Below are 22,071 nucleotides of genomic sequence, written 5' to 3'. Positions count from 1 at the left end.
TCTCGGCCGCCCGGGTCCCGCACTCACTGGCGTCAACTCCCCGTTTTGTACGGAGGACAACCCCACCCGGCTGGTTGTGGGTGCTGTCTCAACGCCGTTGAGACAGCACCCACAACCAGCCGGAGGCGTGCGAGCGGCGGGGTGGCCGGCCTGCGGGACCACCGATCTGAGCCCGGCGGGGGCGGCACAGGCGGGAGCGGGCAGCGAGATCGCGTGGGCTGGCGGAACGGTCCTGATAAGGCGGGACGGGGTTGGGCGTACCGGAAAAGTTAAGCGATGGCCTCGAGCTGACCGCGCAGCTTGACCAGCGCCTTGGCCAGCAACCGGGAGACGTGCATCTGGGAGATGCCGATCCGGTCGGCGATCTGCTGCTGGGTGAGGTTGCCGTAGAAGCGCAGCGTGACGATCTTCTGCTCCCGCTCGTCCAGGCTGGACAGCGCCGGGCCGAGGGCGATGCGCAACTCGGCGGCCTCGTAGCCGGCGTCCTCGCCGCCCAGGGTGTCGCCGAGCTCGGTGCCGGTCTCGGCGACCGGGGTGGACAGGCTGGTGGAGTTGTAGGCGCGGGCGCCCTCCAGGCCCTCGACCACCTCGTCGTCGCTGATGCCCAGGTGGGCGGCGATGTCGGCGACCGTGGGGGAGCGGCCCAGAGTGTTGCTCAGCGTGCTGTTGGCGGCCGTGATGGCCAGGCGCAGCTCCTGGAGGCGGCGGGGCACGCGCACCGACCAGGTGCGGTCCCGGAAGTGGCGCTTCAGCTCACCCACGATGGTGGGGATCGCGAAGCCGCTGAAGTCGACGCCCCGGTCGGCCTCGAAACGGTCCACCGCCTTGATCAGACCCACCACGGCGACCTGGTGGAGGTCGTCGCGGGGTTCGCCGCGGTTCGCGTACCGGTTGGCGAGGTGCCGGGCCAGCGGCAGCCAGGCCTCGATGGCGCGGTCCCGCAGGGCGGGCCGGGACGGGTGGCCGGCGGGCAGAGCCGCCATCGCGCTGATCAGCTCACTCGCACGGTCGGTGCTGGTGGCGGCCTCGTCGTGGACGGCGGTGTCGGCGAGGACGGTCATCCGGATTGCTCCCTCGGTCGGTCAGGAATCTACGGCGGGCGACCGGGTACTTCCCGGCCGCCCGCCGCGATAAACCGGTTCAGAGTTTGGATTCGCGATTGAACAGACGCTTGGACCAGAGGTAGCCGCCCAGGGCGATGACCGCGCACCAGCCGAGCGAAATCCACAGGTCGTTGCCGGGCGGGTTGCCGGCGAGCAGGGCGCGCATGGTCTCGATGATGGGGGTGAAGGGCTGATACTCGGCGAACCAGCGGATGCCGGCCGGAAGCGACTCGGTGGGTACGAAGCCGCTGCTCAGGAACGGCAGCAGGATCAGCGGCATGGGTGCGTTGCTGGCCGTCTCGACCGTGCCGCTGGCCTGGCCGAGGGCGACGGCCAGCCAGATGAAGGCGAACGACACGGCCGCGACGAAGCCGGCCGTGGCCAGCCATCCGAGCAGGTCGGCCGTGGGGTCGAAGCCGACCAGCAGGGCCACGCCGGTCACCACGGCGACCGCCAGCATCGCCTGGATGAGGCTGCCGATGACGTGCCCGGTCAGTACCGAGACGCGGGCGATGTGCATGGTCCGGAACCGGGTGATGATGCCCTCGGTCATGTCCATGGCGATCGAGATGGCGGTGCCCTGCACCGTGGACATCACGGTCATCAGCAGGATGCCGGGGGTCAGGTAGTTGGCGTAGGCGGCGCGCCCGTCGGCCGCGGACCCGCCGAGACCGGCGCCCATCGTGCCGCCGAACACGTAGACGAACAGCAGCAGGAAGATGACCGGCATGCCGATGAGCAGGACGGTCATCGACGGGTATCGCAGCATGCGCTTGAGGTTGCGGCGCAGCATCGTGACCGAGTCGCGCAGCGGGTGGAAACGCAGCGCCGGGGCGGCGGTGAGGGTCGGGGTGCTCATGCGATGGCCACCTTGTCGTCGGTGAGGGCGAGGAAGACGTCGTCGAGGTCGGGGGTGTGCACGGACAGTTCGCCGACCTCGAGGGAGTGCGCCTCGAGCTGGTCGATCAGGGCTTTCAGCGAGCGGACGCTGCCGTCGCTGGGCACCCGCAGGGCGAGCGCGTCGCCGTCCGGGGCGGTCTGGCCCAGCACCCGTACGGCCTTGTCGTGGGACCGCTGCTCGGCGAACCGCAGGCGGACGTGCCCGCCGGGGATGCGCCGTTTCAGCTCGTCGGCGGTGCCCTCGGCGACCAGCCTGCCGCCGGCCAGGACGGCGATCCGGTCGGCGAGTTCGTCGGCCTCCTCCAGGTACTGGGTGGTGAGGAAGATGGTGACGCCGCCGGCGACCAGGTCCCGGACGATCTGCCACATGTCCCGGCGGCTGCGCGGGTCGAGGCCGGTGGTCGGCTCGTCCAGGAAGATCACCTGCGGGCTGCCGACCAGGGTCATCGCCAGGTCGAGCCGCCGCCGCATGCCGCCGGAGTAGGTGGAGACCGCCTTGCCGCCGGCGTCGGTGAGGCCGAACTGTTCCAGCAGCTCGGTTGCCTTCCGCCGGCCGTCGCGCCGGCCGAGGTGGTGCAGGTCGGCCATCAGCCGCAGGTTCTCCTCGCCGGTGAGCAGGTTGTCGACCGCGGAGAACTGGCCGGTGACGCCGATCGCGGCGCGGACCGCGTCGGCGTCGCGGGTGACGTCGTGCCCGGCGACCCGGACGTCACCGGCGTCCGGGCGCAGCAGCGTGGACAGGATCTTGACGGTGGTGGTCTTGCCGGCGCCGTTCGCGCCGAGCAGGGAGAACACCGTCCCGCCGGCCACGGTCAGGTCGAGGTTGTCGAGCACCACCTGGTCGCCGAACGACTTGCGGAGCCCGGTCACGGTGATCGCGGAGGTCATGGTGGTCCTTTCGGGGGGTGTCACGCGCGGTGGATGGTGATGTCGCCGTACGAGGTGCGGCCGCGGATCTCGACGGTCTCGTCGCCGCTGTCCGGGCCGGTGGTGTTCGCCAGCTGGTTGGACACCCGCCCGAACCCGGTGTCGACGGACACCCAGGCGGCGGTGCCCTCGGCGATGCCGATGTCCAGGTCGCCCATGGAGGTGCCGACCGTGACCGACCCGCGGACCACTTCGCCGATCCGGATCTCGCCGTTGGACGTCTTCGCGTCGACACCGGCGCCGGCCCGCCCGACGGTGATGGCGCCGTTGGCCGACCGGACCCGTACGTCACCGCCGGCCGCGTCGATCGTGGTGTCGCCGTTGCTGTTCTTGACCGTGGCGCCGCCGTCGACCTCGCCGACCCGGACCCGCCCGCTGCCGCTGGAGATCTCGGCGTCACCGGTGACGCGGCCCACCGTGACGTGCCCGGCGGCGGTGGTGACGCGCAGGCCGGCGGCGTGCTCGACGGATACGTGCCCGGCGGAGGTCTTGAACCGGCTGTCCCCGAGCCGGCCGGCCGACCGGTAGTTGCCGACCTGCACGTCGGCGGAGACGGTCGAGCCGCTGGGCAGTTCGACGGTCACGTCGACCGCCTTGGACCGGCGGGAGAACTCGAGCGGGCGGTACTTCGGGCCGGTGATCCGCAGGGTGCCGTCGGTGTGGTCGATCCGGACCTGTTCGGCGGCCTTCGTGTCGGACTCGTCGGACGCGTTGCGGGGGCGGACCTCGACCAGGGTGTCGGTCCGGTCGGTGGCGGTGATCTGGACGTCGGCGCCGCCGAGGTCGAGGTCGAGGGTGATCGGGCCGGGGGTGCCGAATTTTGGCATGGTGGTCTCCACATCATCGGTACGTGGACCGTCTCCGCAGGTGGGACGGGTGTGAGGGTGGTGCGGTGGGTCAGCGGACCCAGCCGCTGAAGGTCTTCCTGCCGGGCGGGCCGGGGATCGACGGCTCGGCGGGCCGGGAGGGCTCCGATTGCTGGAGGGCGGCGGCCGCGGCCCGGACCAGCCAGGCGTTGGCCGAGCGGCCCTCGCGGGCGGCGGCCTCCTCGATCGCGGCCTTGAGTTGCTCGGGCATCCGGACGTTGAGGCGGGTGGCCGGGCCGTCCTCGGCGAACTGCGGGTCGGCCTTGGTGTCGGGCGTGGCACCGGTCGGTGCCACCGGCTCGGCGGGGGGCAGCGCGACGACGAAGTCCGGATCACGGCCGCGCAGGCGCAGCTCCACCGAGCCGGGCGCGAGGTCGCGGGTGATCTCGTCGGCGGCGGCGGTCAGCGTCTCCAGCAGCGTCATCCGGATCGCCGACTCCAGCGGGCCGGTCAGGCGCTCGACCAGCGCACGCGCTTCCTCGCCGCCGGCCTCGGCGAGCGCGGCGAACTCGCGTCCGAGGTTGTTCACATACGTGGTCAAGTCCATGGCACTACTGTGGCACTGAGATGGCACATGCGCAAGGCCTTATGGCACAACACTGGTGCCAGTTTGGCACCGAGGATGGAGGATGCCCTGTCAGTACACCCCTCCCGAGTGGTCGTGCACGCTGTTTCCCAGGCAAGATCTTCAGTACGGAGAGACATCACCACCTCGGAGGACACCATCTTCACCGTCAACGCCATCGCGGCTCCGTCGGCCACCGAACCGCTCGTGCGCACCACCGTCGAGCGGCGCGACCCCGGACCCCGCGATGTCCTCATCGAGATCAGCTACGCCGGCATCTGCCACTCCGACATCCACACCGTGCGCGGTGAGTGGGGCGAGGTGCCGTACCCGCTCACCGTCGGCCACGAGATCGTCGGCCACGTGACGAAGGTCGGCGCCGAGGTCACCAGGCACAAGGTCGGCGACCGGGTCGGGGTCGGCTGCATGGTCAACTCCTGCCGGGAGTGCGCCAACTGCCGCGCCGGCCAGGAGCAGTACTGCCTGAACGGCAACGTCGGGACGTACGCGTCGACCGACCGGGACGGCACCGTCACCCAGGGCGGCTATTCCACCCACATCGTCGTCGACGAGGACTTCGTCCTGCGCGTGCCGGAGGCGATCCCGCACGAGGCCGCCGCCCCGCTGCTCTGCGCCGGCATCACCACCTACTCGCCGCTGGCCCACTGGAAGGCCGGGCCCGGGAAGAAGGTGGCCGTGGTCGGCATGGGCGGTCTCGGGCACATGGCCGTCAAGATCGCCGTCGCCATGGGCGCCGAGGTCACCGTGCTGTCGCAGACCCTCGGCAAGAAGGACGACGGGCTGCGGTTCGGGGCCGAGCACTACCACGCGACAAGCGACCCGGCCACGTTCGAGGCGCTCGCCGACACCTTCGACCTGATCGTCAACACGGTCAGCGCGCCCATCGACGTCAACGCCTACCTGCGGCTGCTGCGCCTGGACGGCACGATGGTCAACGTCGGCGCGCCGCCCGAGGCTCTGCAGGTGTTGGTGTTCACGCTGTTCAGCAACCGGCGCTCGTTCGCCGGGTCGAGCATCGGCGGCATCGCCGAGACCCAGGAGATGCTCGACTTCTGCGCCGAGCACGGCATCGCCCCGGAGATCGAGCTGATCGACGCCGACCGGGTCAACGAGGCGTACGAGCGGGTGCTGACGTCCGACGTGCGCTACCGGTTCGTGATCGACGTCGACTCGCTGCGCTGACGGAACCGGCGGGCATCCGGGCACGTCAGACCGGCGGAACGCAGGAACCGCCGATGCTGGAGGACCCGGATGCCCGTTCGCGCGACAGTCGCCACGATCGCGATGCTCACCCTTCTCGTGGGCGGCTGCGCCCGGCCCGGCGAAACCGGCGATCTCCTGTCGGCGGACCGGATCGGGACCCTCACCGTCAACGACCGGTGGGAGTCCTGCGACAGGCACCGGCCGGAGGACCCGATCGGTGCCGACGGGGCGCAGGAGGCCCTCACCATGCCGCTGCTGGACGACTCGTTCCAGCCGGTCAGCGCCGTCATCTGCGGCAACACCGTCAAGGAGCGGCCGTCCGGCGGTAGCGACTACGTCGCGTTCGAGTCGAAGACCGACGACCTCAGCGCGCTGCTTCCGGCGCTGCGCCTGCCGGACGTCGACTACGACGCGGAGGCCTGCACCGCCGACCTGCCGGCGGTGCCCTGGCTCGTGCTGCTCGACGCACAGGGCCGGTGGGTGCGGCCGGGCGTCCCGATCGACGACTGCGGCAAGCCCCGCATGGAGTTCCGCAACGTCTTCGAGAAGCTGCAGACCACCGAGGTCTCCAGCAAAGTGGTCAGCGAGATCGAGTCCGACGCCGCGGCGAGGGCCGGCTGCTCCCAGACGTACGGGGACATGACCTGGGCGACCGGGATGTTCGACAACGTCCGCGAGGTGGACATCGAGTCGCTGCCCACCGCCACCGAGGTCCGGCGCTGCGTCTACTTCGTGCCGGAGAAGGAGCGTGGCGGCGACAAGCCGGCCGGTGACTTCCGCTCCGGCGGCCTGCTGGACGACGGCGCGTGGGAGGCCGTCCGCAAGGCACTGGTCGCGTCCGCGCCGGCGCCCGCCTGCACCACCCCGGCCAGCGGCTTCGCCCTCCTCCAGCTGACCCGGGGCGGTTCGGTCTCGGTGGAGAAGGACGGTTGCAGGCGGGCGCTCGTCGAGCCGATCGACGGCGGCGCCACCCTGCGTGTGGCCGGCCCGGAACTACTGGACCTGGTCTTCACGAAGTAGCGGTGAGCTTCGTGATGTCGGGGGCGTAGACGGTCATCCAGTGCGGGTGGAGGCGGTAGTAGACCACCTCCAGCTCCCAGTCGAACGCATCCGCGCCGTAGAAGTCCTGGAAATAGGCGAGCAACTCCGGCCAGTCGTCGGCCGGGGCGCCGCCCAGCGGGTTCAGGGTCTCGACCGTGCCGTGGGTGAAGACGCCCAGATCCTCGCCGCGCAGGTGGGCGACACTGGCGGCCGGGCGGGCGGCGAGATGGCGCGCCTTCGCCGCGGTCCGGGCGGTGCCGAAGACCCACCTGCCGTGCAGGAAGTGGCCGTCGACCCCGCTGATCCGCGGCTCGCCCTTGGCCGTCACGGTGGACAGGGCGAGCGTGCACATGCCGGTCAGGACGCCGGTGAGCTGCTCCGCCGTCACCGTGCGATCCGTGAAGATCGACTGGAGGTGGTCGGTGGAGCGGGACAGCGAGGCGTCGAGAAGGGCCTGGAGCTCGATCAGTTCTACCGGCGTTTCACGCATACCGTCACGGTAGCGGGGCGGTCACCAGCCGAACCGTGTTACTCCTCGGCCACGGCGGGTTGGGGCACCTCCCGCAGATTCCGGTTGTGCCTGCCCTTGACGTCGTCGATGCGCCGCCGGAGATCGTCGCGGACGTCCATGACGGCCGCGTGCAGGTCCTCCTCGGAGGACGTGGTGACGATCTTCTCGCCGCCGCTGAGCCAGCACTCCAGGGTGACCTTCTGGCCGCGGGCGGCCCGGTCCTTCACCATGATCTCCAGCTCGGTGGCGTCGGCGTGGAACCCGGCGAGCCGGGCGTCCAGGGTGCTGAACTGCTCGACCAGCCAGTTCCGGTCACCTTGGGAGAATCCGGCGCCCACACGCAGGCACTCCGCGACGGTGGCCGGGTCGGTGACGGCACTCATCTGTTCAACTCCTCTGTCGGAGCGAATACGGTCGGACACCTCATACCCACTTGATCACAGCGAACACCGCCCTATGGTCTTGGTCATGCACATCCGGCCCATCCATCAAGGCGACGTTGCCCGCCTCGCCGTTCTCCTCGACCAGCTCGGCTTCCCGTCGACCGAGCGTGACGTCCGCCATCGCCTCGACTACTGGCTCGGCGACCGGGCCGGCGCGCTGCTCGGCGCCGACGACGACGGCGTTCTGGTCGGCGTGGCGGCGCTGCACGTCACCCCGCTGCTCGAGGTCACCGGCAAGTTCGGGCGGCTCGCGGCGCTGGTCGTCGACGAGGCCAGCCGTGGCCGCGGGGTGGGACGGCTGCTGATCCGGGCGGCCGAGGAGCGGGCCCGGGCGGCCGGCTGCCTGTTCCTGGAGGTGACCAGCAGCAGTCACCGGCATCCGGCGCACCTGTTCTACGAGAGCCTCGGGTTCACCGACAGCCGGGAGGACTGGCGCCGCTTCGTGCTCACATTGGATGAGGCGGCAGGCACACCCGGACGGTGAGCCCGCCCTCCGGGTTCGGCCGCAGCGTGACCGTGCCGCCGTGCGCGCGGACGATCGCGGCCACGATCGAAAGACCCAGCCCGGCGCCGTCGCGGGACCGACTCCGGAACGGCTCGAACAGCTCCCCGGCGGTCTCCTCGGCCACCCGCGGGCCGCTGTTGCTGATCGTCAGCTCACCCTTTTCGAGCAGGACGACCTGTACGCCTCCGTCAGGCACGTTGTAGCGGATCGCGTTACGAACGAGGTTCGACACCATCTGGGCGAGCATCACCTCGTCGCCGAGCACGGTGACCGGGGTCAGCGCCGTGCGGACGGTGACCGCGCCGGTGGGGTGCTCCGCGACGACCTGCCGCACCACGGTCGCCAGCTCCACCGGCGCCGGCGCGTCCGGACCGCGTTCCCCGTTGGCGAGTTGCAACAGGCCGTCGATGATCCGCTCCGAGCGCAGCGTGTTGCTCAGCAGCTCGGCCCGGATCCGCTCCAACCTCTCCGGCGTTGGATCGGCCAGGCCCACCTCGATGGCGGTCCGCTGCACGGCCAGCGGGGTGCGCAACTCGTGCGAGGCGTTCGCGACGAACCGGCGCTGGCTGCTCGCCGCCCGTTCCAGCCGGTCCAGCATCGCGTCGAAGGTGTCCGCGAGCCGCCGCAGCTCGTCGTCCGGGCCGGTCAGGGCGATCCGCTCGTGCAGCGTCGACAGCGACAGGCGCCGGGCGGCATCGGTGATCCGGTGCAGCGGGCGCAGCATCCGGCCGGTCAGCCACCAGCACACCGCGAACGCCAGCACCACGATCACCGCGATCGCGACCAGGGTGGTGATCCGGCCGCCGTCGCGGGGCTCGTCCATGGGCGGATCCGGGCAGTCCGCCTCCGTGCAAACGGCCCCGCCGTGGCCGACGACGAGGGCCTGGAAACCCAGGGCGGCGAGCGGCACCCCGATCGTGATGAGCGCGAAGAACCCGCCGTACAGCAGGGTCATCCGGGCGCGCACCGAGTGGCTCACAGCCGGTACCCGCCGCCCGGGACCGTCACGATCGCGGGCGGGTCACCGAGTTTCGACCGCAGTTTGCTCATCGTCACCTTGACCACCGTGGTGAACGGGTCGATGTGCTCGTCCCAGGCGCGTTCCAGCAGGTCCTCGGTGCTTACCACGGCACCCTGGGCGCGCATCAGGACCTCCAGCACGGCGTACTCCTTCGGTGACAGCGGCAGGCGGCGACCGTCCCGGGAGGCCGCACGGCGGGCGCTGTCCAGCGTGATCCCCTTACGCCGCAGCACCGGTGGCAGCGGGCGGGCGGTCCGCCGGGCCAGCGCGCGGATCCTCGCCACCAGCTCGTCGAAGGCGAACGGCTTCGCGAGGTAGTCGTCGGCGCCCAGGTTCAGGCCGTCGACCCGCTCGTGCAGCTCACCGGAGGCGGTCAGCATCAGGATCCGGACCGGCGTGCCGGTCACCTGCCGGCACACGTCGTCGCCGTGCACCTGCGGCAGGTCGCGGTCCAGGACCAGTACGTCGTACTCGTTGACCGCCAGCCGTTCCAGCGCGGCCGCGCCGTCGTAGGCGACGTCCACCGCCATGGCCTGCTCCCGCAGCCCCTCGGCCACCATCTCGGCCAGGAACCGCTCGTCCTCGGCCACCAGAATCCGCATGCCTTCCACCCCCGCCGATCAGCCTGTCGCGTCCCCGGTTTCCGCCCGGTCAACGCCCTGGTGGAACGGGTCGGGCAGGTGACGCCACCCGGCCTCGCCGCGGGAGAGCTCCTCGTCGGTGAGCAGGCAGGCGGTCAGGGTGCGGTGCAGGCGGACCGGGTCCAGGTCGAAGCCGATGAACGCCAGGTGGTGGTGGCGGTCGCCGTAGTAGGGGTCCCAGTCCAGGTCGGCGGCGATCCGGCGTTCGGCGTGGACGGTCTGCCACTCCTCGTCGCTCAGGCCGGCCAGCCAGACGCTCGCCGGGGCCAGGTGCGGGGTGGCCGCCGACTCCCAGGACATCACCAGGTCGGGGCGGCTGGCCAGCCAGAGGTGGCCGCGGGAGCGCAGCACCTGGTCGAGCACGTCGTCGAGGGCCGCGTGCAGGCGTTCCGGGTGGAACGGGCGGCGGGCCTTGAAGACGGACGAGACGACGCCGTTGACGGGCAGTGGCTCGTGCAGGCCGACCGGGCGGCCGCGCAGGCCCCGGGTGACCGGGGTGAGCGGGACCGGACGGTGGGCCACGGCGGGCGGGTGGGTGTCGGCGGTGGTGAGCACGGCTGCCCACGGGGCGAGCCGGTGCAGCAGGACGCGCAGCCGGTCGGCCTCCCACGGGTCGTCGTCGGGCAGGTCGGCCAGGACGATCGTGTCGGCCTGCTCGATCTGGTGGGCCACGATGTCGCTGATGCCGCGGCCGTCGCCGGCCTCGGGCAGGACGGTCTCGTCTGCCAGCGCGTCGAGCAGCAGGTCGGCGGCGACCGCGGTGACGGTCCGGCCGAGGGACACGCCCGGCGGCGGGTCGGCGGTGGCCCAGTCGAGGCGGAGGCGGTCCGGCTCCCAGGTCTCCGGGAACACCACGAGCAGGTCGCCGTCGTCGTGCCGGCCGGCGATCGTCAGCAGCTCGTCGAGGGTGGACCAGGTGACCAGCCGCGACGGCCGGCCGGCCAGCAGACCGTGCGCCACCGCGCCGGTGACGTGCGGCCAGAATCCGAACAACGGGGTGACGGTCGCCATCTTCCCTGCTCATCGCTGGTGTAGGTGTGCGGCCGAGCATAGCGGTCGCCGCGTGTCCACCGGAAGACGCTTACTGAAAACGATTTTCGTTATACTGTGGGTTCGAAAGGTTACGTCAAGCCCGGCGCATCGATTACGTTGGGATGGACCGGCGCGAAGCGCGGTCGGGCGGGAGTGTAGATGGCGCCATATCTCCAACCGCGCGTCGACGGCGATCTGCGGTCCATCCTCGACAGTCACGACACCCTCCACCGGATGCTCGACACCCTGGGCTCGCCGCTGAACCTGGTGCTGCCGGACCGGCTCGCCGCCAACGTGCGAGACTTCGAAACCACCCTCCGGGCGTACGACCTGGGCGGCACCGTCTACTTCGCGCACAAGGCCAACCGGTCCAGCGCCCTGGTCCGGGCCCTGGCCACCACCGGCGCCGGGATCGACGTCGCCTCGCTGGGGGAGTTGCAGCACGCGCTCGGCGCCGGCATCGGCCCCGGCCGGATCATGGCGACCGGGCCGAAGAGCCGGGAGTTCCTGTGGCTGGCCGCGCGCACCGGGGTGACCGTCGGCGCCGACTCGGTGCCGGAGCTGGCCGAGCTGGCCGGGATCGTGGCGGCGCACGGCCTGCCCCGGGTGCGGGTGATGGCCCGGCTGTCCGGGTTCGCCTCCACCGGGACCACCGTGCTGAGCCGGGCCAGCCGCTTCGGCGTACCGGTCTCCGCTCTCGATCCGCTCTGGACGGTGCTGGACAAGCACCGTGAGCAGCTCGACTTCCACGGCGCCGCCTACCACCTGGACACCAACGGGATCCCGGAGAAGGCGGCCGCCCTGGAGGGCTGCCTGGAGGCGATGGCCGAGGCACAGCGGCGCGGGTTCGGCCCGCGGGCGGTCGACGTCGGCGGCGGGTTCGGCGTCAACTACCTGGCCGACAGCCGGGAGTGGGAGGCGTGGACCACCGAGCTGACCGGCGCGGTCCTCGGGCAGCGGCCGCCGATCACCTGGGACGGGCACGGCTACGGGCTGCGCAACGAGGGCGGGCGGCTGCGCGGAGCCCTGGCGGTGTACCCGGCGTACCGGGCGGTGGCCGGGCCGGCCTATCTGGACCGGCTGCTCGCCACCGCGTCGACGGCGCACCGCCGGCCGCTCGGCGCGCTGGTCCTGGACAACCTGTACGACCTGCACCTCGAACCCGGCCGGGCACTGCTCGACCAGTGTGGCGCGGTCCTCACCCGCGTGGAGGAGGTGCGCGACGGGCTGGTCCGGGTGGCCGCGAACAGCAACGACGTCGCTCTGGAGGCGCACGGCGTACTGATGGATCCGATCCTCGTGCCCCGCGGGGAGCCGCGGCCGGACGACGGCCCGGTGGAGGTCTTCCTGGCCGGCAACCTGTGCCTGGAAGCCGACCTGATCACCCGGCGCCGGGTGCTCCTGCCGCGCCCGCCGCGCGCCGGTGACCTGCTGGTGTTCGCGAACACGGCCGGCTACCTGATGGATTTCAGCGCCGGGAGCGCGCTGATGCAGCCCACCGCCCGCACGGTGGCCGCCTGGCGGCACGGCGGCGACTGGCGGTGGTGCCTGGACGAGCGGTACTGGCCCGTGACGGGCCGGGAGGAGACCGGGTGAGGTACGACAGCGTCACCGACATCATCGGCGACACCCCACTGGTGCGCATCGACGAGGCCGTGCACGGCCTGCGCAACATCGACCTGTACGCCAAGATGGAGCTGTTCAACCCGTTCGGATCGGTGAAGGACCGGGCCGCGTGGAACATGGTCCGCCACCGCCTCGCCGGCGCGGCCGACCGTGGCGACACCGTGGTCGAGCTCTCCAGCGGCAACACCGCCAAAGCCCTCGCGGTGATCGCCGGGATGCACGGGCTGACCTTCCGCAGCGTCACCAACCGGATGCGGATCCCCGAGGTCAAGGATCTGTTGCTGCTGCTCGGCGCGCAGATCGACGAGCTGCCGGGCCGGTCCGAGTGCCTGGATCCGGCGGACACCGACGATCCGCTGACCCGGATGTACCACACCGTGTCGGCGGCCGGTGGCGGCTACCTGCACACCGACCAGTACTTCAACGACCTCAACGTGGAAGCCCACCTGCGCGGCACCGGACCGGAGATCATCGCCGATCTGGACGGGCGGGCGCCGGACTACTTCATCGCCTGCGTCGGCACGGCCGGCTCGTCCACCGGCGTGGCCCGCGTGCTGCGCCGGCATGATCCGAACGTGACCGTGGTCGGGCTGGTCGCCGGGAAGTCCGACTTCATCCCGGGGATCCGCAACCTCGACGAGGTGCACGAGGTCGGCCTGTTCGACCCGGAGGTGTACGACACGATCGAGGCGGTCAGCTCGGACGAGGCGATCGACGGGCTGCTCACCCTGGTCCGGCGGTGCGGCACCCTGGCCGGGCCCACCGGGGGCGGCGCCTACCAGGGGGCGGTCCGCTACCTGCGCGGGGTTGACGCGGGGCTGACCGAACGGCGTACCGCGGTGTTCATCGTCTGCGACCGGGTCGAGAGTTACATGAGCTACCTGCGGGAGCGGCGTCCCGAGTTGTTCCGGCAGCCGGCCCGCGCCCACTCGGTGCGCACCCTCACCGGTGACGAGCTGGCCGCCGCCCGGACCGTCGACGTGGCCGGGGCACAGGAGTGGATCGAGAAGGAGCAGCCGCTGATCGTGGACCTGCGCAGCCCGTTCGCGTACCGGGCCCTGCACCTGGACGGATCGGTCAACATCGTCGACGACCTGTTCGAGGAGATGCTGCGCGGCGGGCTGCCGTTCAGCCGCCGCCGCCCGGTGCTGCTGGTCTGCCCGGTGGGGGAGAAGTCGGCCCGGTACGCCGCCCTGCTCACCCGGATGGGCCACCCGGACGCCCGTTCCCTGTCCGGCGGGGTGATCGCGTGGCGCGACGCCGGCGCGGAACTGGTGAGGGACTGACCATGTTCCCCGACGAGCTGCGGTGCTGGCAGGAGGGCCTGCGGGAGCAGTTCCCCATCCTCGTCGCCGACCCCGGGCAGGTCTATCTGGACAGCGCGGCCACCGCCCAGAAGCCGCAAGCCGTCCTGGACGCCGTCACCGGCTATCTGACCAGCGAGAACGCCAACGCCGGACGGGGCACCTACCGATGGGCCAACCGCACCACGGCCCTGATCGACCAGGCCCGCGAACGGGTGTCGGTGTTCCTCGGCGACCCGTCGCCGTCGCGGTCCGGCGTGCACTTCGTGAGCGGCGCCACCGAGGGGCTGCGGACGGTCGCCCGCGACTGGCTGGTGGGGGAGTTGCGTGACGGCGACGAGATCATCGTGCCGTTCGCCGACCACACCGCCAACACGATGCCCTGGCAGGAGGCGGTGGACCTGCTGGCCCGGCAGGGGGTCCGGGTCGCCGTGCGGGAGATGCCCTACGACGCGGCACACGACTACGACATGCGGGCGCTGCCGGGCCTCATGACCGAGCGGACCCGGTTCATCGCGGCCACGCACGTGCATCACGTCTACGGCGGCGACATGAACCTGGCCCGCCTCCGGGCCGCCGCCGGACCGGAAGTGATCATCTGCGTGGACGCCGCGCAGAGCGCCGGGCACCTGCCGGTCGACGTGGCCGCCATGGACGCCGACTTCGTGGTCTTCTCCGGCCACAAGGCGATGGCGCTGCCCGGCACCGGCGTGCTCTGGGCGGCCAACCGGCGCGGCGCCCGTTTCACGCCCGGCGGCTGGAGCGGCACCCCCAACACCAGCGGCATCGTCTCCCTGGTCGCCGCCCTGGACTGGCTGGACGCGGCCGGCCTCGACCGGATCGCCCGCTGGACCGTCGCGCTGGGCGCCCGGCTCACCGACGGGCTGCGCAAACTGCCCGCCTACGAGGTGCTGGGCTGCCAGCGGAGCCTGGCCGCCGACTCGACGGTGCAGCAGCGGCACGGCATCGTGACCCTCCGCCACCACGCCATCGGCTCCAACGACCTGGGATTCATCCTGGCCGCCGAGGGGTTCATGGTCCGCTCCGACGGCCACTGCCAGGCCCATCAAGGCGAGAAGACCTCATCGGTACGGGTGAGCCTGCACGTCTACAACACGGTCGACGAGGTGGACCGCCTCCTCGACGTCCTCGCCGGCCTCGACGACTAGACCGTCTCGGTGACCCGCATGCCGATCGGGAAGTGGTCGGAGAAACCGGTGACGTCGACGTCGTGGCCCATGCCGCCGAACGGGCGCGGCTTCGGATAGGTGCCGGTGTCGACGGTTCCCGGGAAACGCAGCACCTCCACCGAGGCCGGATCCACCCGCAGCGGGTCCGTCTCGCCAGCCATGTTGACGTTGACCAGGAACTGGTCGAGCTGGTTGGGCTCGTTCTCGAAGTAGAAGCTGCCGTCCGGGACGCCGGTCTCCGGCCACATCAGGTTCCACAGGCGCGGGGTGTCCGCCTCGATCACCCGCCGCCGCTGCCGGGTGCTCAGCGCGTGCTTGACCATCGACACGTCGAACGGCTCGTCGTTGAAGTCGCCCATCGCCAGGGCCGGTGTGCCGGGACCGAGCACCTCCAGGGCCCGGGAGTGGAAGTAGGCGAGCGTCTCGCCGGCGATGTGGCGGTACCCGGCCGACTCGAACTGGCCACCGGAGCGGGACGGCCAGTGGTTGCCGAACACCACCAGGGTCTGGCCGGTGGTGGTCCGGAAGTTGACCTGCACGATCTCGCGGGTGGCGTTGCGGCGCATCACCACGTGGAAGAACACGTCGCCGGCGGCCGGCACGGCGAACCGGTCCAGGCTGTAGAGGAACGCGACGTCGATGCCGCGGGCGTCACCGGTGTCGGCGTGGACGATGCCGTACTTGCGGCCGGGCAGCTCGGTGTGCACGGCTTCGGCGAGCAGGTCAAGGACGAACCGGTTCTCCACCTCGCAGACGCCGAGCAGGTCCGGGCCGGCGCCGTCGTTCATCTTGACGATCACCGACGCGAGCTGGGCGATCTTCTGGTCGCGCAGTTCCGGCGTCCATCCGGCGATGTCGTTGTGGATGGCGCGGGCGACCTTCTCGGTGCGGTGGGGCGAGTTCTCCTCGTCGAAGAGGTTCTCCAGATTCCACCAGGCCACGTAGTAATCGGGCATGTACTCACCGTAATGGTCCGGGAGTTGTCCGGGCAGCCGCCGATCATCCCATCTCGCTCTGGCCGAGCGTCCGGCCCCGGCTCGCCACTGTGGATCTATGGGTGTTAGATAGCGGCGTGGATGACAGGACCGCTGCCGCCCGGGGCATCGACCCGACCCAGGCACACCCCGCGCGCCGCTACAACTACTGGCTCGGCGGCAAGGACAACTTCGCCGCCGACCGTGCGTCCGGCGACGAGCTGGAAAGACACTTCCCCAAGGTGCGTCTCGGCGCGCTCGCCAACCGGGCGCTGCTCCAGCGGGCCACCCGGTTCCTCGCCGCCGAGGCCGGAATCCGGCAGTTCCTCGACATCGGCACCGGCCTGCCGACCGCCGACAACACCCACCAGGTCGCGCAACGGCACCACCCCGGCAGCCGGATCGTGTACGTGGACAACGACCCGCTCGTCATGGTCCACGCCCGGGCCCTGCTCAACAGCAGCCCGGAGGGGCGGACCGCCTACATCGAGGCGGACCTCAACGATCCGGGCGCGATCCTGTCGCACCCGGTCCTGCACGACACCCTCGACCTGAAGCAGCCGGTCGGCCTCATGCTGATCGCCGTCCTGCACTTCATCCACGGCGACGGCGCCGCCCAGCGGATCGTCAGCGACCTGCTCGACGCTTTGCCGTCCGGAAGCTTCCTGGTCGCCACGCACGCCACCAGCGACTTCGGCTCCCCCGAGCAGCAGGCCCTCTACCGGCAGCTGGTCGAGACGGGCCGGTCCGACGTGTGGACCCGGCCGCGGGACGAGTTCGCCGCCCTCTTCGACGGCCTCGACCTGGTCGATCCCGGCGTGGTCCCGGCCAGCGAGTGGCGGCCCGAGCCGGGCGCGGTCATCCCGGACCGCTCCGACATCAACGTGTGGACCGCGGTCGGCCGCAAGCCGTGACGTCCGCCTACCCGCCGCTGAACCTCGCCGTCCGCACCCCGCGGATCACCCTCGCGGCGGCGACCGACGAGATGCTGGAGCGGCTCGCCCCGGTGGTCCGGGCCGGTGTCCTGGTCGAGGGCGAGCCACTGCCGTTCGACGATCCGATGTCGCTCTACCAGGACAGTCCGGCCCGGGAGTGGAACTGGATGCGCCGGATCTGGTCCGGCCGGTCCCGGATCGACGACGGCTACTGGCGGTTGTACTTCGTGGTCTGCCACGACGGCGAGCCGATCGGCATGCAGGACCTGATCGCCGACGACTTCACGACGCTCGGCACGGTCCACTCGTTCTCCTGGCTGGCGCCCTCGGTCCGCGGCCGTGGCCTGGGCAGGGAATCCCGGGCGGCGATCCTGCACCTCGCCTTCGCGGGGTTCGGCGCCCGCGAGGCCGGCAGTGAGGCGTTCGTCGACAATCACGCCTCCAACCGGGTGTCCGAGGCGCTCGGCTACGTCCGCAACGGCACGAACTGGGCCACCCGCCGCGGCGAACCCGCCGAACTGATCCGCTGGCGCCTGACCCGCGACGCCTGGTCGGCCCGCCGCCGCACCGACATCACCCTGTCCGGCGTCGAGGAGTGCCGGCCGGTCCTCGGCGTGTGACCGGTCAGCGGCCGTACGCCTCGTAGAGGCCGTTGCGGAAGACCGGCTTCGGGTCCAGGCGGCGTTTGGTGGCCATCGCGGCGTCCCAGCCGGGGTAGGCGCGGCGCACCTGGCCGGCGGTCGCGTGCAGCCGGTACGGCAGGTAGAAGGTGCCGCCGACCGCGGCCGCCGCGTCGATCAGCGTCCGGGTCAGCTCGCGCATGCGGTCGTCGGCGCGGGCGGTGCGTTCCTGCCGGAAGCTCATGACCAGGCCGAACACGTCCTCGCGGGCGTAGGCCAGGGCGCTGCGGGTGTCGGCGCGGACATCCCGGACGGTGACGTTGAGCAGCTCCATCGGACTGGCCGCGATCACGTCCCGGGCCGTCTGCACGAAGTCCCACAGCCGCTGCCGGGGCACGAAGTACTCGTGGAGGATGTCGCTGGTCTCCTCGGACCGGTCGGCGAAGACGGCGGCCGGCTCGTTCTGGATGGTGTTGCGGCTCATCGGGGCGGCCAGCCAGGGCGCGGCCTCCCGCTCCAGTGACCAGCGCAGCGTCTTGCCCACGTCGCTGCCCGCCGAGCCGCGGAAGATCGCCCGCTGCAACTCCGGCGCCGACGGCCGGGTCAGCGGCAGGACGGTGCCGACCGTGCCCGCCTTCGGGGTGAAGCGGACCAGGATCGCCTCCTCCAGGAAGCTCAGCGGATCGACCGACAGCCGCCCGTACGCCATCTCCGAGGTCCCGGCCGCGAACCGGGCGGCGTACTCGCTGGTCGGCACCGACACGAAGTGCGGCTCGTAGATCGCGTTCGGCCACACCTCCAGGTCCGCCTCGAGGATCACGCCGAACATGCCGTAGCCACCCAGGACCAGGCCGAACAGCTCGGCGTTCTCGGTGGGCGAGCAGGTGAGCACGTCACCCTCGGCGGTCAGCAGAAGCAGACGGCGTACGGTGCTCGCGATCGGGGGATGCGACGCGTGCCAGCCGTGGCAGTTCACGCTCAGCGAGCCGCCGATCGAGAAATCGTGGTTCGACTGCATCACCGTGGGCGAGAACCCGGCCTCGTTCAGCACCGGGATCAGATCCCGCCAGGTGGCGCCCGCGCCGACCCGCACCACGCCGGCGGCCCGGTCCAGGTCGATCCGGTTCATCGGCCGGGTGTCGAGCACCCAGCCGCCGGCCAGCATGCTCTGGCCGCCCATCGAATGGCGGACGCCGGCGACCGCCATCGCCGGGTCCTCGCCGGTCGCGATGCGGCGCAGCAGTGGGGTGACGGTCCGCGCGGTCCGCTCCGGCGTGGGATCGGCGAACAGCACACCCCGTACCGCGGTGGGGTTGATCCGGCTCGCGTCGTCGAGGAGCGCGCCCGGCGCGGACGTGGCCGGGATGGCGCCCAGCCCGGCCCATCGCGTCGCCGAGAGCGTGGCGGCGCTGCCCAGCGCGAGCGCCCCGGCGGCCGTGACACCGTGCGTGAGGACCTGCCGCCGGGTGACTTTCATGATCACATTCTCCTGGTCAGCCATCGGCGGTGAACTCGCGGGTGGTCCGGGTCAGCACGGTGAAACCGGCCGCGACCAGGAACTCCGTGTAGTCCTCCTCGGTCACGTCGGCGTAGTCGAGCAGACGTGTGGCACCGCCCAGTTCCAGCCATGCGGCGGCCTGCCCGAGCAGCCAGGTGCCGATCCGCTGACGGCGGTGGTCCGGCTCTACCCACAGGTTGCCGACCTCCGCCCATGCCCCGACGCGGGACATCCGGGGGCCGGTGTCGAGGTTCGTGTCGACCTCGATGTAGCCGACCTCGGCGCCGTCCAGCAGCGCGGTGATCCGGGTGCCGTTGATCCCGACCGTGCGGCTCGTGGTCAGCCCGTCCACCGGCGCGGCCGGCCGGGCGAGACGGTCGACCGGGGCGAGCAGCACGGCCTCGACCCGCCCGTCGTTGCGGAACCCGATCCGCTCGTAGATGGCGCGGATGTGCGGCCACTGCTCCGGAACGCCGTACACCCCCGGGGCGGGCAGCGCACCCTCGGCGAAACTGCGGGTCACACCCCAGCGCCGCAGCTGGGCGTGGCAGGCCACCGCGAGCGCGTCGCCGGCCGCCAGCGAATCCGGCCAGTACGGGGCGTCCGGCCAGCACACCAGCCACCGGATCTCGCCGGCGTTGCGGTACATCTCCCCGGTCTCCGGGCCGTCGCCGTACCGGATCAGATGGGCGGCCGCCACGACCCGGCCGCGCTGCTCGGCGACCAGCGTGATCCGCTCCCGGGCCCAGCGGTCGACGATGAACTCGCCCGGCTCCCGTTCCAACTGGCTCAGAAGCACCTGAACGGAGACGGACACACCGGGTACGACCGCGGCGATGTGGGCATTGACCAGACCGGTGACCTGTTCCCGGTCGCCGCGGGTGAACGGGCGGACGGAAATCGACATGGCGGACCCTCCAACACGATGGACTGGACGAGCCGCTACCGGGCGGTACGGCACCACTTTACAAAGGGGCGCAAGGTGGAGGACATGACGAACACGAGGATCCGCCGGGCCGTGAGCGCCGGACTGTTGGTCGCGGCGATCGCGGGGTGCGGTTCCAGCCCCGATCCGGCGCCCGCCGCACAGGTCGCCTCCGCTCCGGCGCCGTCGGTCCCGGCCTCCGTTCCGGCGCCGGCCGGGATCCCGGCCGCGGCCCTGCTGCAACCCGAGGATGTACGCGGTGCGACGGCGGAGACCCTTCCCCAGGGTGAGTACGCCTACGTGCGCCCGCTGCGCCCGTGCGGGGGCCGCTACCCCAGCGACCCCACCCGCACCGCCGCCGTGGCGAAGCGGTACGTGGTCCCCGGCAGCACCCCGGAGACCGTCCCGACCGTGGTCGTGCAGTTCATCGGCCGGCACCAGCCCGGCGGGGCGGCCCGGCAGATCCAGGAGATCGACGCGGCCCTGAAGAAGTGTCGGGGCGGGCTCGCCGAGGGCCAACGGAAATGGGACGTCATCGAATCGGACGGCGACACGATGCTGGTCCGGATCGGGCAGCGGTTCAGCTACGCCGACGAGGAGCCGGCCACGGTCAACCACTACGCCGCCCTGGCCCGGGTCAACGATGTCGTCGTCGTGGTCGCCGACATGGGCTGGGAGAACATGGACGGCTCCGAGAAGCTGGTCCGCGACCTCATCGGCAAGGCGAAGACGCGGGCCGCGGCGGTCCACTAGGCACCGGCCATCACCCAGCGGCCCCGCCCCAGCTTCTTCGCCTCGTACATGGCCATGTCGGCGTCGCGCAGCACGTCCTGGCCGTCGGCGGTGTCGTCCGGGCCGTAGGCCGCGATGCCGACGCTGACCCCGATGTCCAGGGTCTCGCCGTGGAACGGGATCGGCTGGGCCACGTAGACGAGCACCCGCTCGGCCAGCCGGACCGCCTCGGCCTCCGGCAGGTTCGGGCAGAACAGCACGAACTCGTCGCCGCCGAGGCGGACCACCAGGTCGGTGGCCCGTACGGCGGCCGACAGCCGCTGCGCGACAGTGGCCAGAACCAGGTCACCCGCCTCGTGGCCGTGGCTGTCGTTGACCTCCTTGAACCCGTCCAGGTCCAGGTAGAGCACGGCGACCGGCCCGGACCGCCGCTCCAGTTCGTCGGTGAGCACCGCCCGGTTGGCCAGCCCGGTGAGCGTGTCGTGCCGGGCCTGGAAGGCGAGCAGCGCCTGCGCCTTCTCCTGCTCGCGGACCGCGATGGTGAACCGGGTCAGCACGAACGCCGTGCACAGCGACGCGGCGATCAGCCCGGCGACCGCGTCGCCCTGGAGCATCGCCAGCACCGGCGTGGCCAGCAGCGCCAGGCCGAGGAACACCACCCGCGCCGGGTGCAGGATCCGGATCTTGTGTCCGGGGCTGGTCAGCTCGGCCCGGTTCCCGTGCAGGCAGGCCGCGACGATCATGGCGTTGCCCAGCAGGATCAGCGGGCCGATCCGGGCCACGACGGTGTAGTCCATGAACAGCGGCAGCACGTTGTAGGCCACGTCGATCGCCAGGTACAGCACGACGGCGCCGACCATCAGGCCGGTCGGCACACCCCGGTCGCCGGGGGACAGGGCGATGAACAGCACCGCGGCCAGCAACGCCACACTGGCGACCGGGTAGAGCGGCGGCACGATCGTCTCGGCGACACCGAGACCGGAACCGAGGTACGGCAGGATCAGGTACTGCCAGCTAGCCAGGGCGGCGGCCACCGTCAGGGTGAGGCCGTCCAGGACGGCGCCGCGCAGATTGTTCGGGGCGCGGCGGCGGGCCATCATCGTCAGGGCCCCCGCCAGCAGCGGGTATCCGGCCAGCCAGAACGCGTCGGCCACGCCCACCGGCGGGACGCTGCCCAGGTAGTAGTAGACCAGTTCGACGACGTCGCCGGTCAGCCACAGCGCCGGTGCGACGGCGGCCAGCAGCCACGGCCGGCGCTCCGGGCCGGGCGGGATCCGGCGTACGGCCAGCCAGGCCATCGTGCACAGGGTCAGGTAGGTGAGCACGTACAGGACGTTGCCGATCGTGGTGTCCCAGGTCAGCATCAGACCGGCGACCGCCGCGATCGCGCCGCCCAGGAAGATCCGGATGCCGGTGGAGGTCATGGGCGGACAGTCGGCGGGCGGCGGCCGGATCTGTGGGAAACCAGAGTGACGTAGAACACCGGTA

23 protein-coding genes are annotated in these 22,071 nt (G+C 71.5%); 9 read left to right on the top strand and 14 right to left on the bottom strand.

Annotated elements, in window-relative coordinates; all coding sequences use genetic code 11:
* Positions 1–269 precede the first annotated feature (269 nt).
* The 5 genes from IEZ13_RS39500 to IEZ13_RS39480 all read right to left on the bottom strand — a co-directional run bounded on the left by IEZ13_RS39500 (position 270) and on the right by IEZ13_RS39480 (position 4,343).
* Positions 270–1,061, bottom strand: coding sequence for an RNA polymerase sigma factor SigF (locus IEZ13_RS39500; RefSeq protein ID WP_183226714.1), 792 nt, complete (start codon positions 1,059–1,061; stop codon positions 270–272).
* 79 nt (positions 1,062–1,140) lie between these two features.
* The gene (locus tag IEZ13_RS39495; protein ID WP_183226715.1) at positions 1,141–1,962 is read right to left on the bottom strand and encodes an ABC transporter permease; all 822 of its coding nucleotides are present in this window, start codon (positions 1,960–1,962) and stop codon (positions 1,141–1,143) included.
* Positions 1,959–2,891, bottom strand: a complete 933-nt coding sequence (locus tag IEZ13_RS39490) for an ATP-binding cassette domain-containing protein (protein ID WP_183226716.1) — start codon at positions 2,889–2,891, stop codon at positions 1,959–1,961. Before IEZ13_RS39490 ends, IEZ13_RS39495 begins: the two co-directional genes overlap by 4 nt.
* A gap of 20 nt (positions 2,892–2,911) precedes the next feature.
* Positions 2,912–3,757, bottom strand: coding sequence for a DUF4097 family beta strand repeat-containing protein (locus tag IEZ13_RS39485; RefSeq protein WP_183226717.1), 846 nt, complete (start codon positions 3,755–3,757; stop codon positions 2,912–2,914).
* Between the two features lie 70 nt (positions 3,758–3,827).
* Complete coding sequence (locus IEZ13_RS39480; RefSeq protein ID WP_183226718.1) at positions 3,828–4,343, bottom strand: ribbon-helix-helix protein, CopG family; 516 nt, start codon at positions 4,341–4,343, stop codon at positions 3,828–3,830.
* A gap of 177 nt (positions 4,344–4,520) precedes the next feature.
* Between IEZ13_RS39480 and IEZ13_RS39475 the strand changes: the two genes are divergently transcribed.
* On the top strand, positions 4,521–5,564 hold the full coding sequence (locus IEZ13_RS39475; RefSeq protein WP_229795618.1) for an NAD(P)-dependent alcohol dehydrogenase: 1,044 nt from the start codon (positions 4,521–4,523) through the stop codon (positions 5,562–5,564).
* Between the two features lie 69 nt (positions 5,565–5,633).
* Positions 5,634–6,605 carry a hypothetical protein gene (locus tag IEZ13_RS39470; RefSeq protein ID WP_183226720.1) on the top strand — a complete coding sequence of 324 codons (972 nt, stop codon included), beginning with the start codon at positions 5,634–5,636 and terminating at the stop codon, positions 6,603–6,605.
* On the opposite strand, the gene IEZ13_RS39465 is transcribed toward IEZ13_RS39470, so the two are convergent.
* The gene (locus IEZ13_RS39465) at positions 6,595–7,116 is read right to left on the bottom strand and encodes a pyridoxamine 5'-phosphate oxidase family protein (RefSeq protein WP_183226721.1); all 522 of its coding nucleotides are present in this window, start codon (positions 7,114–7,116) and stop codon (positions 6,595–6,597) included. The two genes, IEZ13_RS39470 and IEZ13_RS39465, sit on opposite strands and share 11 nt — an antisense overlap.
* Before the next feature lie 38 nt (positions 7,117–7,154).
* A complete protein-coding gene (locus tag IEZ13_RS39460; RefSeq protein ID WP_183226722.1) occupies positions 7,155–7,520 on the bottom strand; it encodes an HPF/RaiA family ribosome-associated protein in 366 nt (121 codons plus the stop codon).
* A gap of 85 nt (positions 7,521–7,605) precedes the next feature.
* Between IEZ13_RS39460 and IEZ13_RS39455 the strand changes: the two genes are divergently transcribed.
* Positions 7,606–8,064: a GNAT family N-acetyltransferase gene (locus IEZ13_RS39455; protein ID WP_183226723.1), complete on the top strand. Its 459-nt coding sequence runs from the start codon at positions 7,606–7,608 to the stop codon at positions 8,062–8,064.
* Here the strand turns inward: IEZ13_RS39455 and IEZ13_RS39450 are convergent.
* The 3 genes from IEZ13_RS39450 to IEZ13_RS39440 are packed head-to-tail and all read right to left on the bottom strand — an operon-like array spanning position 8,027 to position 10,758.
* Positions 8,027–9,064, bottom strand: a complete 1,038-nt coding sequence (locus tag IEZ13_RS39450; RefSeq protein ID WP_203834070.1) for a sensor histidine kinase — start codon at positions 9,062–9,064, stop codon at positions 8,027–8,029. The genes IEZ13_RS39455 and IEZ13_RS39450 overlap by 38 nt on opposite strands.
* A complete protein-coding gene (locus tag IEZ13_RS39445; RefSeq protein WP_183226724.1) occupies positions 9,061–9,708 on the bottom strand; it encodes a response regulator transcription factor in 648 nt (215 codons plus the stop codon). Before IEZ13_RS39445 ends, IEZ13_RS39450 begins: the two co-directional genes overlap by 4 nt.
* 18 nt (positions 9,709–9,726) lie before the next feature.
* Entirely contained in the window at positions 9,727–10,758 is a 1,032-nt protein-coding gene (locus IEZ13_RS39440; RefSeq protein WP_183226725.1) for a GTP-binding protein, read from the bottom strand.
* Positions 10,759–10,938: 180 nt separating this feature from the next.
* Between IEZ13_RS39440 and IEZ13_RS39435 the strand changes: the two genes are divergently transcribed.
* Genes IEZ13_RS39435 through IEZ13_RS39425 form a run of 3 tightly spaced genes read left to right on the top strand, consistent with a single transcriptional unit; the run spans position 10,939 to position 14,878 of the window.
* On the top strand, positions 10,939–12,375 hold the full coding sequence (locus IEZ13_RS39435; RefSeq protein ID WP_183226726.1) for a type III PLP-dependent enzyme domain-containing protein: 1,437 nt from the start codon (positions 10,939–10,941) through the stop codon (positions 12,373–12,375).
* Positions 12,372–13,691, top strand: coding sequence for a pyridoxal-phosphate dependent enzyme (locus IEZ13_RS39430; protein WP_183226727.1), 1,320 nt, complete (start codon positions 12,372–12,374; stop codon positions 13,689–13,691). The genes IEZ13_RS39435 and IEZ13_RS39430 overlap by 4 nt, the downstream gene beginning before the upstream one ends.
* 2 nt (positions 13,692–13,693) lie before the next feature.
* Positions 13,694–14,878, top strand: a complete 1,185-nt coding sequence (locus IEZ13_RS39425) for an aminotransferase class V-fold PLP-dependent enzyme (RefSeq protein WP_183226728.1) — start codon at positions 13,694–13,696, stop codon at positions 14,876–14,878.
* Here IEZ13_RS39425 and IEZ13_RS39420 read toward each other — a convergent pair.
* Positions 14,875–15,855: an endonuclease/exonuclease/phosphatase family protein gene (locus IEZ13_RS39420; protein ID WP_183226729.1), complete on the bottom strand. Its 981-nt coding sequence runs from the start codon at positions 15,853–15,855 to the stop codon at positions 14,875–14,877. The two genes, IEZ13_RS39425 and IEZ13_RS39420, sit on opposite strands and share 4 nt — an antisense overlap.
* A 116-nt stretch (positions 15,856–15,971) precedes the next feature.
* Between IEZ13_RS39420 and IEZ13_RS39415 the strand changes: the two genes are divergently transcribed.
* A complete protein-coding gene (locus IEZ13_RS39415) occupies positions 15,972–16,787 on the top strand; it encodes an SAM-dependent methyltransferase (RefSeq protein WP_229795611.1) in 816 nt (271 codons plus the stop codon).
* Positions 16,784–17,428 carry a GNAT family N-acetyltransferase gene (locus IEZ13_RS39410; protein WP_229795609.1) on the top strand — a complete coding sequence of 215 codons (645 nt, stop codon included), beginning with the start codon at positions 16,784–16,786 and terminating at the stop codon, positions 17,426–17,428. Before IEZ13_RS39415 ends, IEZ13_RS39410 begins: the two co-directional genes overlap by 4 nt.
* Before the next feature lie 4 nt (positions 17,429–17,432).
* On the opposite strand, the gene IEZ13_RS39405 is transcribed toward IEZ13_RS39410, so the two are convergent.
* The gene (locus IEZ13_RS39405) at positions 17,433–18,905 is read right to left on the bottom strand and encodes an FAD-binding oxidoreductase (protein WP_183226731.1); all 1,473 of its coding nucleotides are present in this window, start codon (positions 18,903–18,905) and stop codon (positions 17,433–17,435) included.
* A gap of 16 nt (positions 18,906–18,921) precedes the next feature.
* Positions 18,922–19,833, bottom strand: coding sequence for a GNAT family N-acetyltransferase (locus IEZ13_RS39400; RefSeq protein ID WP_183226732.1), 912 nt, complete (start codon positions 19,831–19,833; stop codon positions 18,922–18,924).
* Between the two features lie 84 nt (positions 19,834–19,917).
* On the opposite strand from IEZ13_RS39400, the gene IEZ13_RS39395 reads away from it, so the two are divergent.
* Positions 19,918–20,604, top strand: a complete 687-nt coding sequence (locus IEZ13_RS39395) for a hypothetical protein (RefSeq protein WP_183226733.1) — start codon at positions 19,918–19,920, stop codon at positions 20,602–20,604.
* Here IEZ13_RS39395 and IEZ13_RS39390 read toward each other — a convergent pair.
* Positions 20,601–22,007: a GGDEF domain-containing protein gene (locus IEZ13_RS39390; protein WP_183226734.1), complete on the bottom strand. Its 1,407-nt coding sequence runs from the start codon at positions 22,005–22,007 to the stop codon at positions 20,601–20,603. The genes IEZ13_RS39395 and IEZ13_RS39390 overlap by 4 nt on opposite strands.
* Positions 22,008–22,071 lie beyond the last annotated feature (64 nt).

The organism is Actinoplanes campanulatus (genome assembly GCF_014647795.1).
Classification (GTDB): domain Bacteria; phylum Actinomycetota; class Actinomycetes; order Mycobacteriales; family Micromonosporaceae; genus Actinoplanes; species Actinoplanes campanulatus.
This window is presented reverse-complemented; position numbering and strand designations above follow the sequence as displayed.

Excerpts from the sequence above, each read along its gene's own strand:
- IEZ13_RS39435 (WP_183226726.1), top strand. The coding sequence starts at position 10,939 with ATGGCGCCATATCTCCAACCGCGCGTCGACGGCGATCTGCGGTCCATC.
- IEZ13_RS39425 (WP_183226728.1), top strand. The coding sequence starts at position 13,694 with ATGTTCCCCGACGAGCTGCGGTGCTGGCAGGAGGGCCTGCGGGAGCAG.
- IEZ13_RS39480 (WP_183226718.1), bottom strand. The coding sequence starts at position 4,343 with ATGGACTTGACCACGTATGTGAACAACCTCGGACGCGAGTTCGCCGCG.
- IEZ13_RS39395 (WP_183226733.1), top strand. The coding sequence starts at position 19,918 with ATGACGAACACGAGGATCCGCCGGGCCGTGAGCGCCGGACTGTTGGTC.
- IEZ13_RS39485 (WP_183226717.1), bottom strand. The coding sequence starts at position 3,757 with ATGCCAAAATTCGGCACCCCCGGCCCGATCACCCTCGACCTCGACCTC.
- IEZ13_RS39390 (WP_183226734.1), bottom strand. The coding sequence starts at position 22,007 with ATGACCTCCACCGGCATCCGGATCTTCCTGGGCGGCGCGATCGCGGCG.
- IEZ13_RS39500 (WP_183226714.1), bottom strand. The coding sequence starts at position 1,061 with ATGACCGTCCTCGCCGACACCGCCGTCCACGACGAGGCCGCCACCAGC.
- IEZ13_RS39405 (WP_183226731.1), bottom strand. The coding sequence starts at position 18,905 with ATGAAAGTCACCCGGCGGCAGGTCCTCACGCACGGTGTCACGGCCGCC.
- IEZ13_RS39460 (WP_183226722.1), bottom strand. The coding sequence starts at position 7,520 with ATGAGTGCCGTCACCGACCCGGCCACCGTCGCGGAGTGCCTGCGTGTG.
- IEZ13_RS39465 (WP_183226721.1), bottom strand. The coding sequence starts at position 7,116 with ATGCGTGAAACGCCGGTAGAACTGATCGAGCTCCAGGCCCTTCTCGAC.
- IEZ13_RS39400 (WP_183226732.1), bottom strand. The coding sequence starts at position 19,833 with ATGTCGATTTCCGTCCGCCCGTTCACCCGCGGCGACCGGGAACAGGTC.
- IEZ13_RS39470 (WP_183226720.1), top strand. The coding sequence starts at position 5,634 with ATGCCCGTTCGCGCGACAGTCGCCACGATCGCGATGCTCACCCTTCTC.
- IEZ13_RS39445 (WP_183226724.1), bottom strand. The coding sequence starts at position 9,708 with ATGCGGATTCTGGTGGCCGAGGACGAGCGGTTCCTGGCCGAGATGGTG.
- IEZ13_RS39495 (WP_183226715.1), bottom strand. The coding sequence starts at position 1,962 with ATGAGCACCCCGACCCTCACCGCCGCCCCGGCGCTGCGTTTCCACCCG.
- IEZ13_RS39440 (WP_183226725.1), bottom strand. The coding sequence starts at position 10,758 with ATGGCGACCGTCACCCCGTTGTTCGGATTCTGGCCGCACGTCACCGGC.
- IEZ13_RS39490 (WP_183226716.1), bottom strand. The coding sequence starts at position 2,891 with ATGACCTCCGCGATCACCGTGACCGGGCTCCGCAAGTCGTTCGGCGAC.
- IEZ13_RS39455 (WP_183226723.1), top strand. The coding sequence starts at position 7,606 with ATGCACATCCGGCCCATCCATCAAGGCGACGTTGCCCGCCTCGCCGTT.
- IEZ13_RS39420 (WP_183226729.1), bottom strand. The coding sequence starts at position 15,855 with ATGCCCGATTACTACGTGGCCTGGTGGAATCTGGAGAACCTCTTCGAC.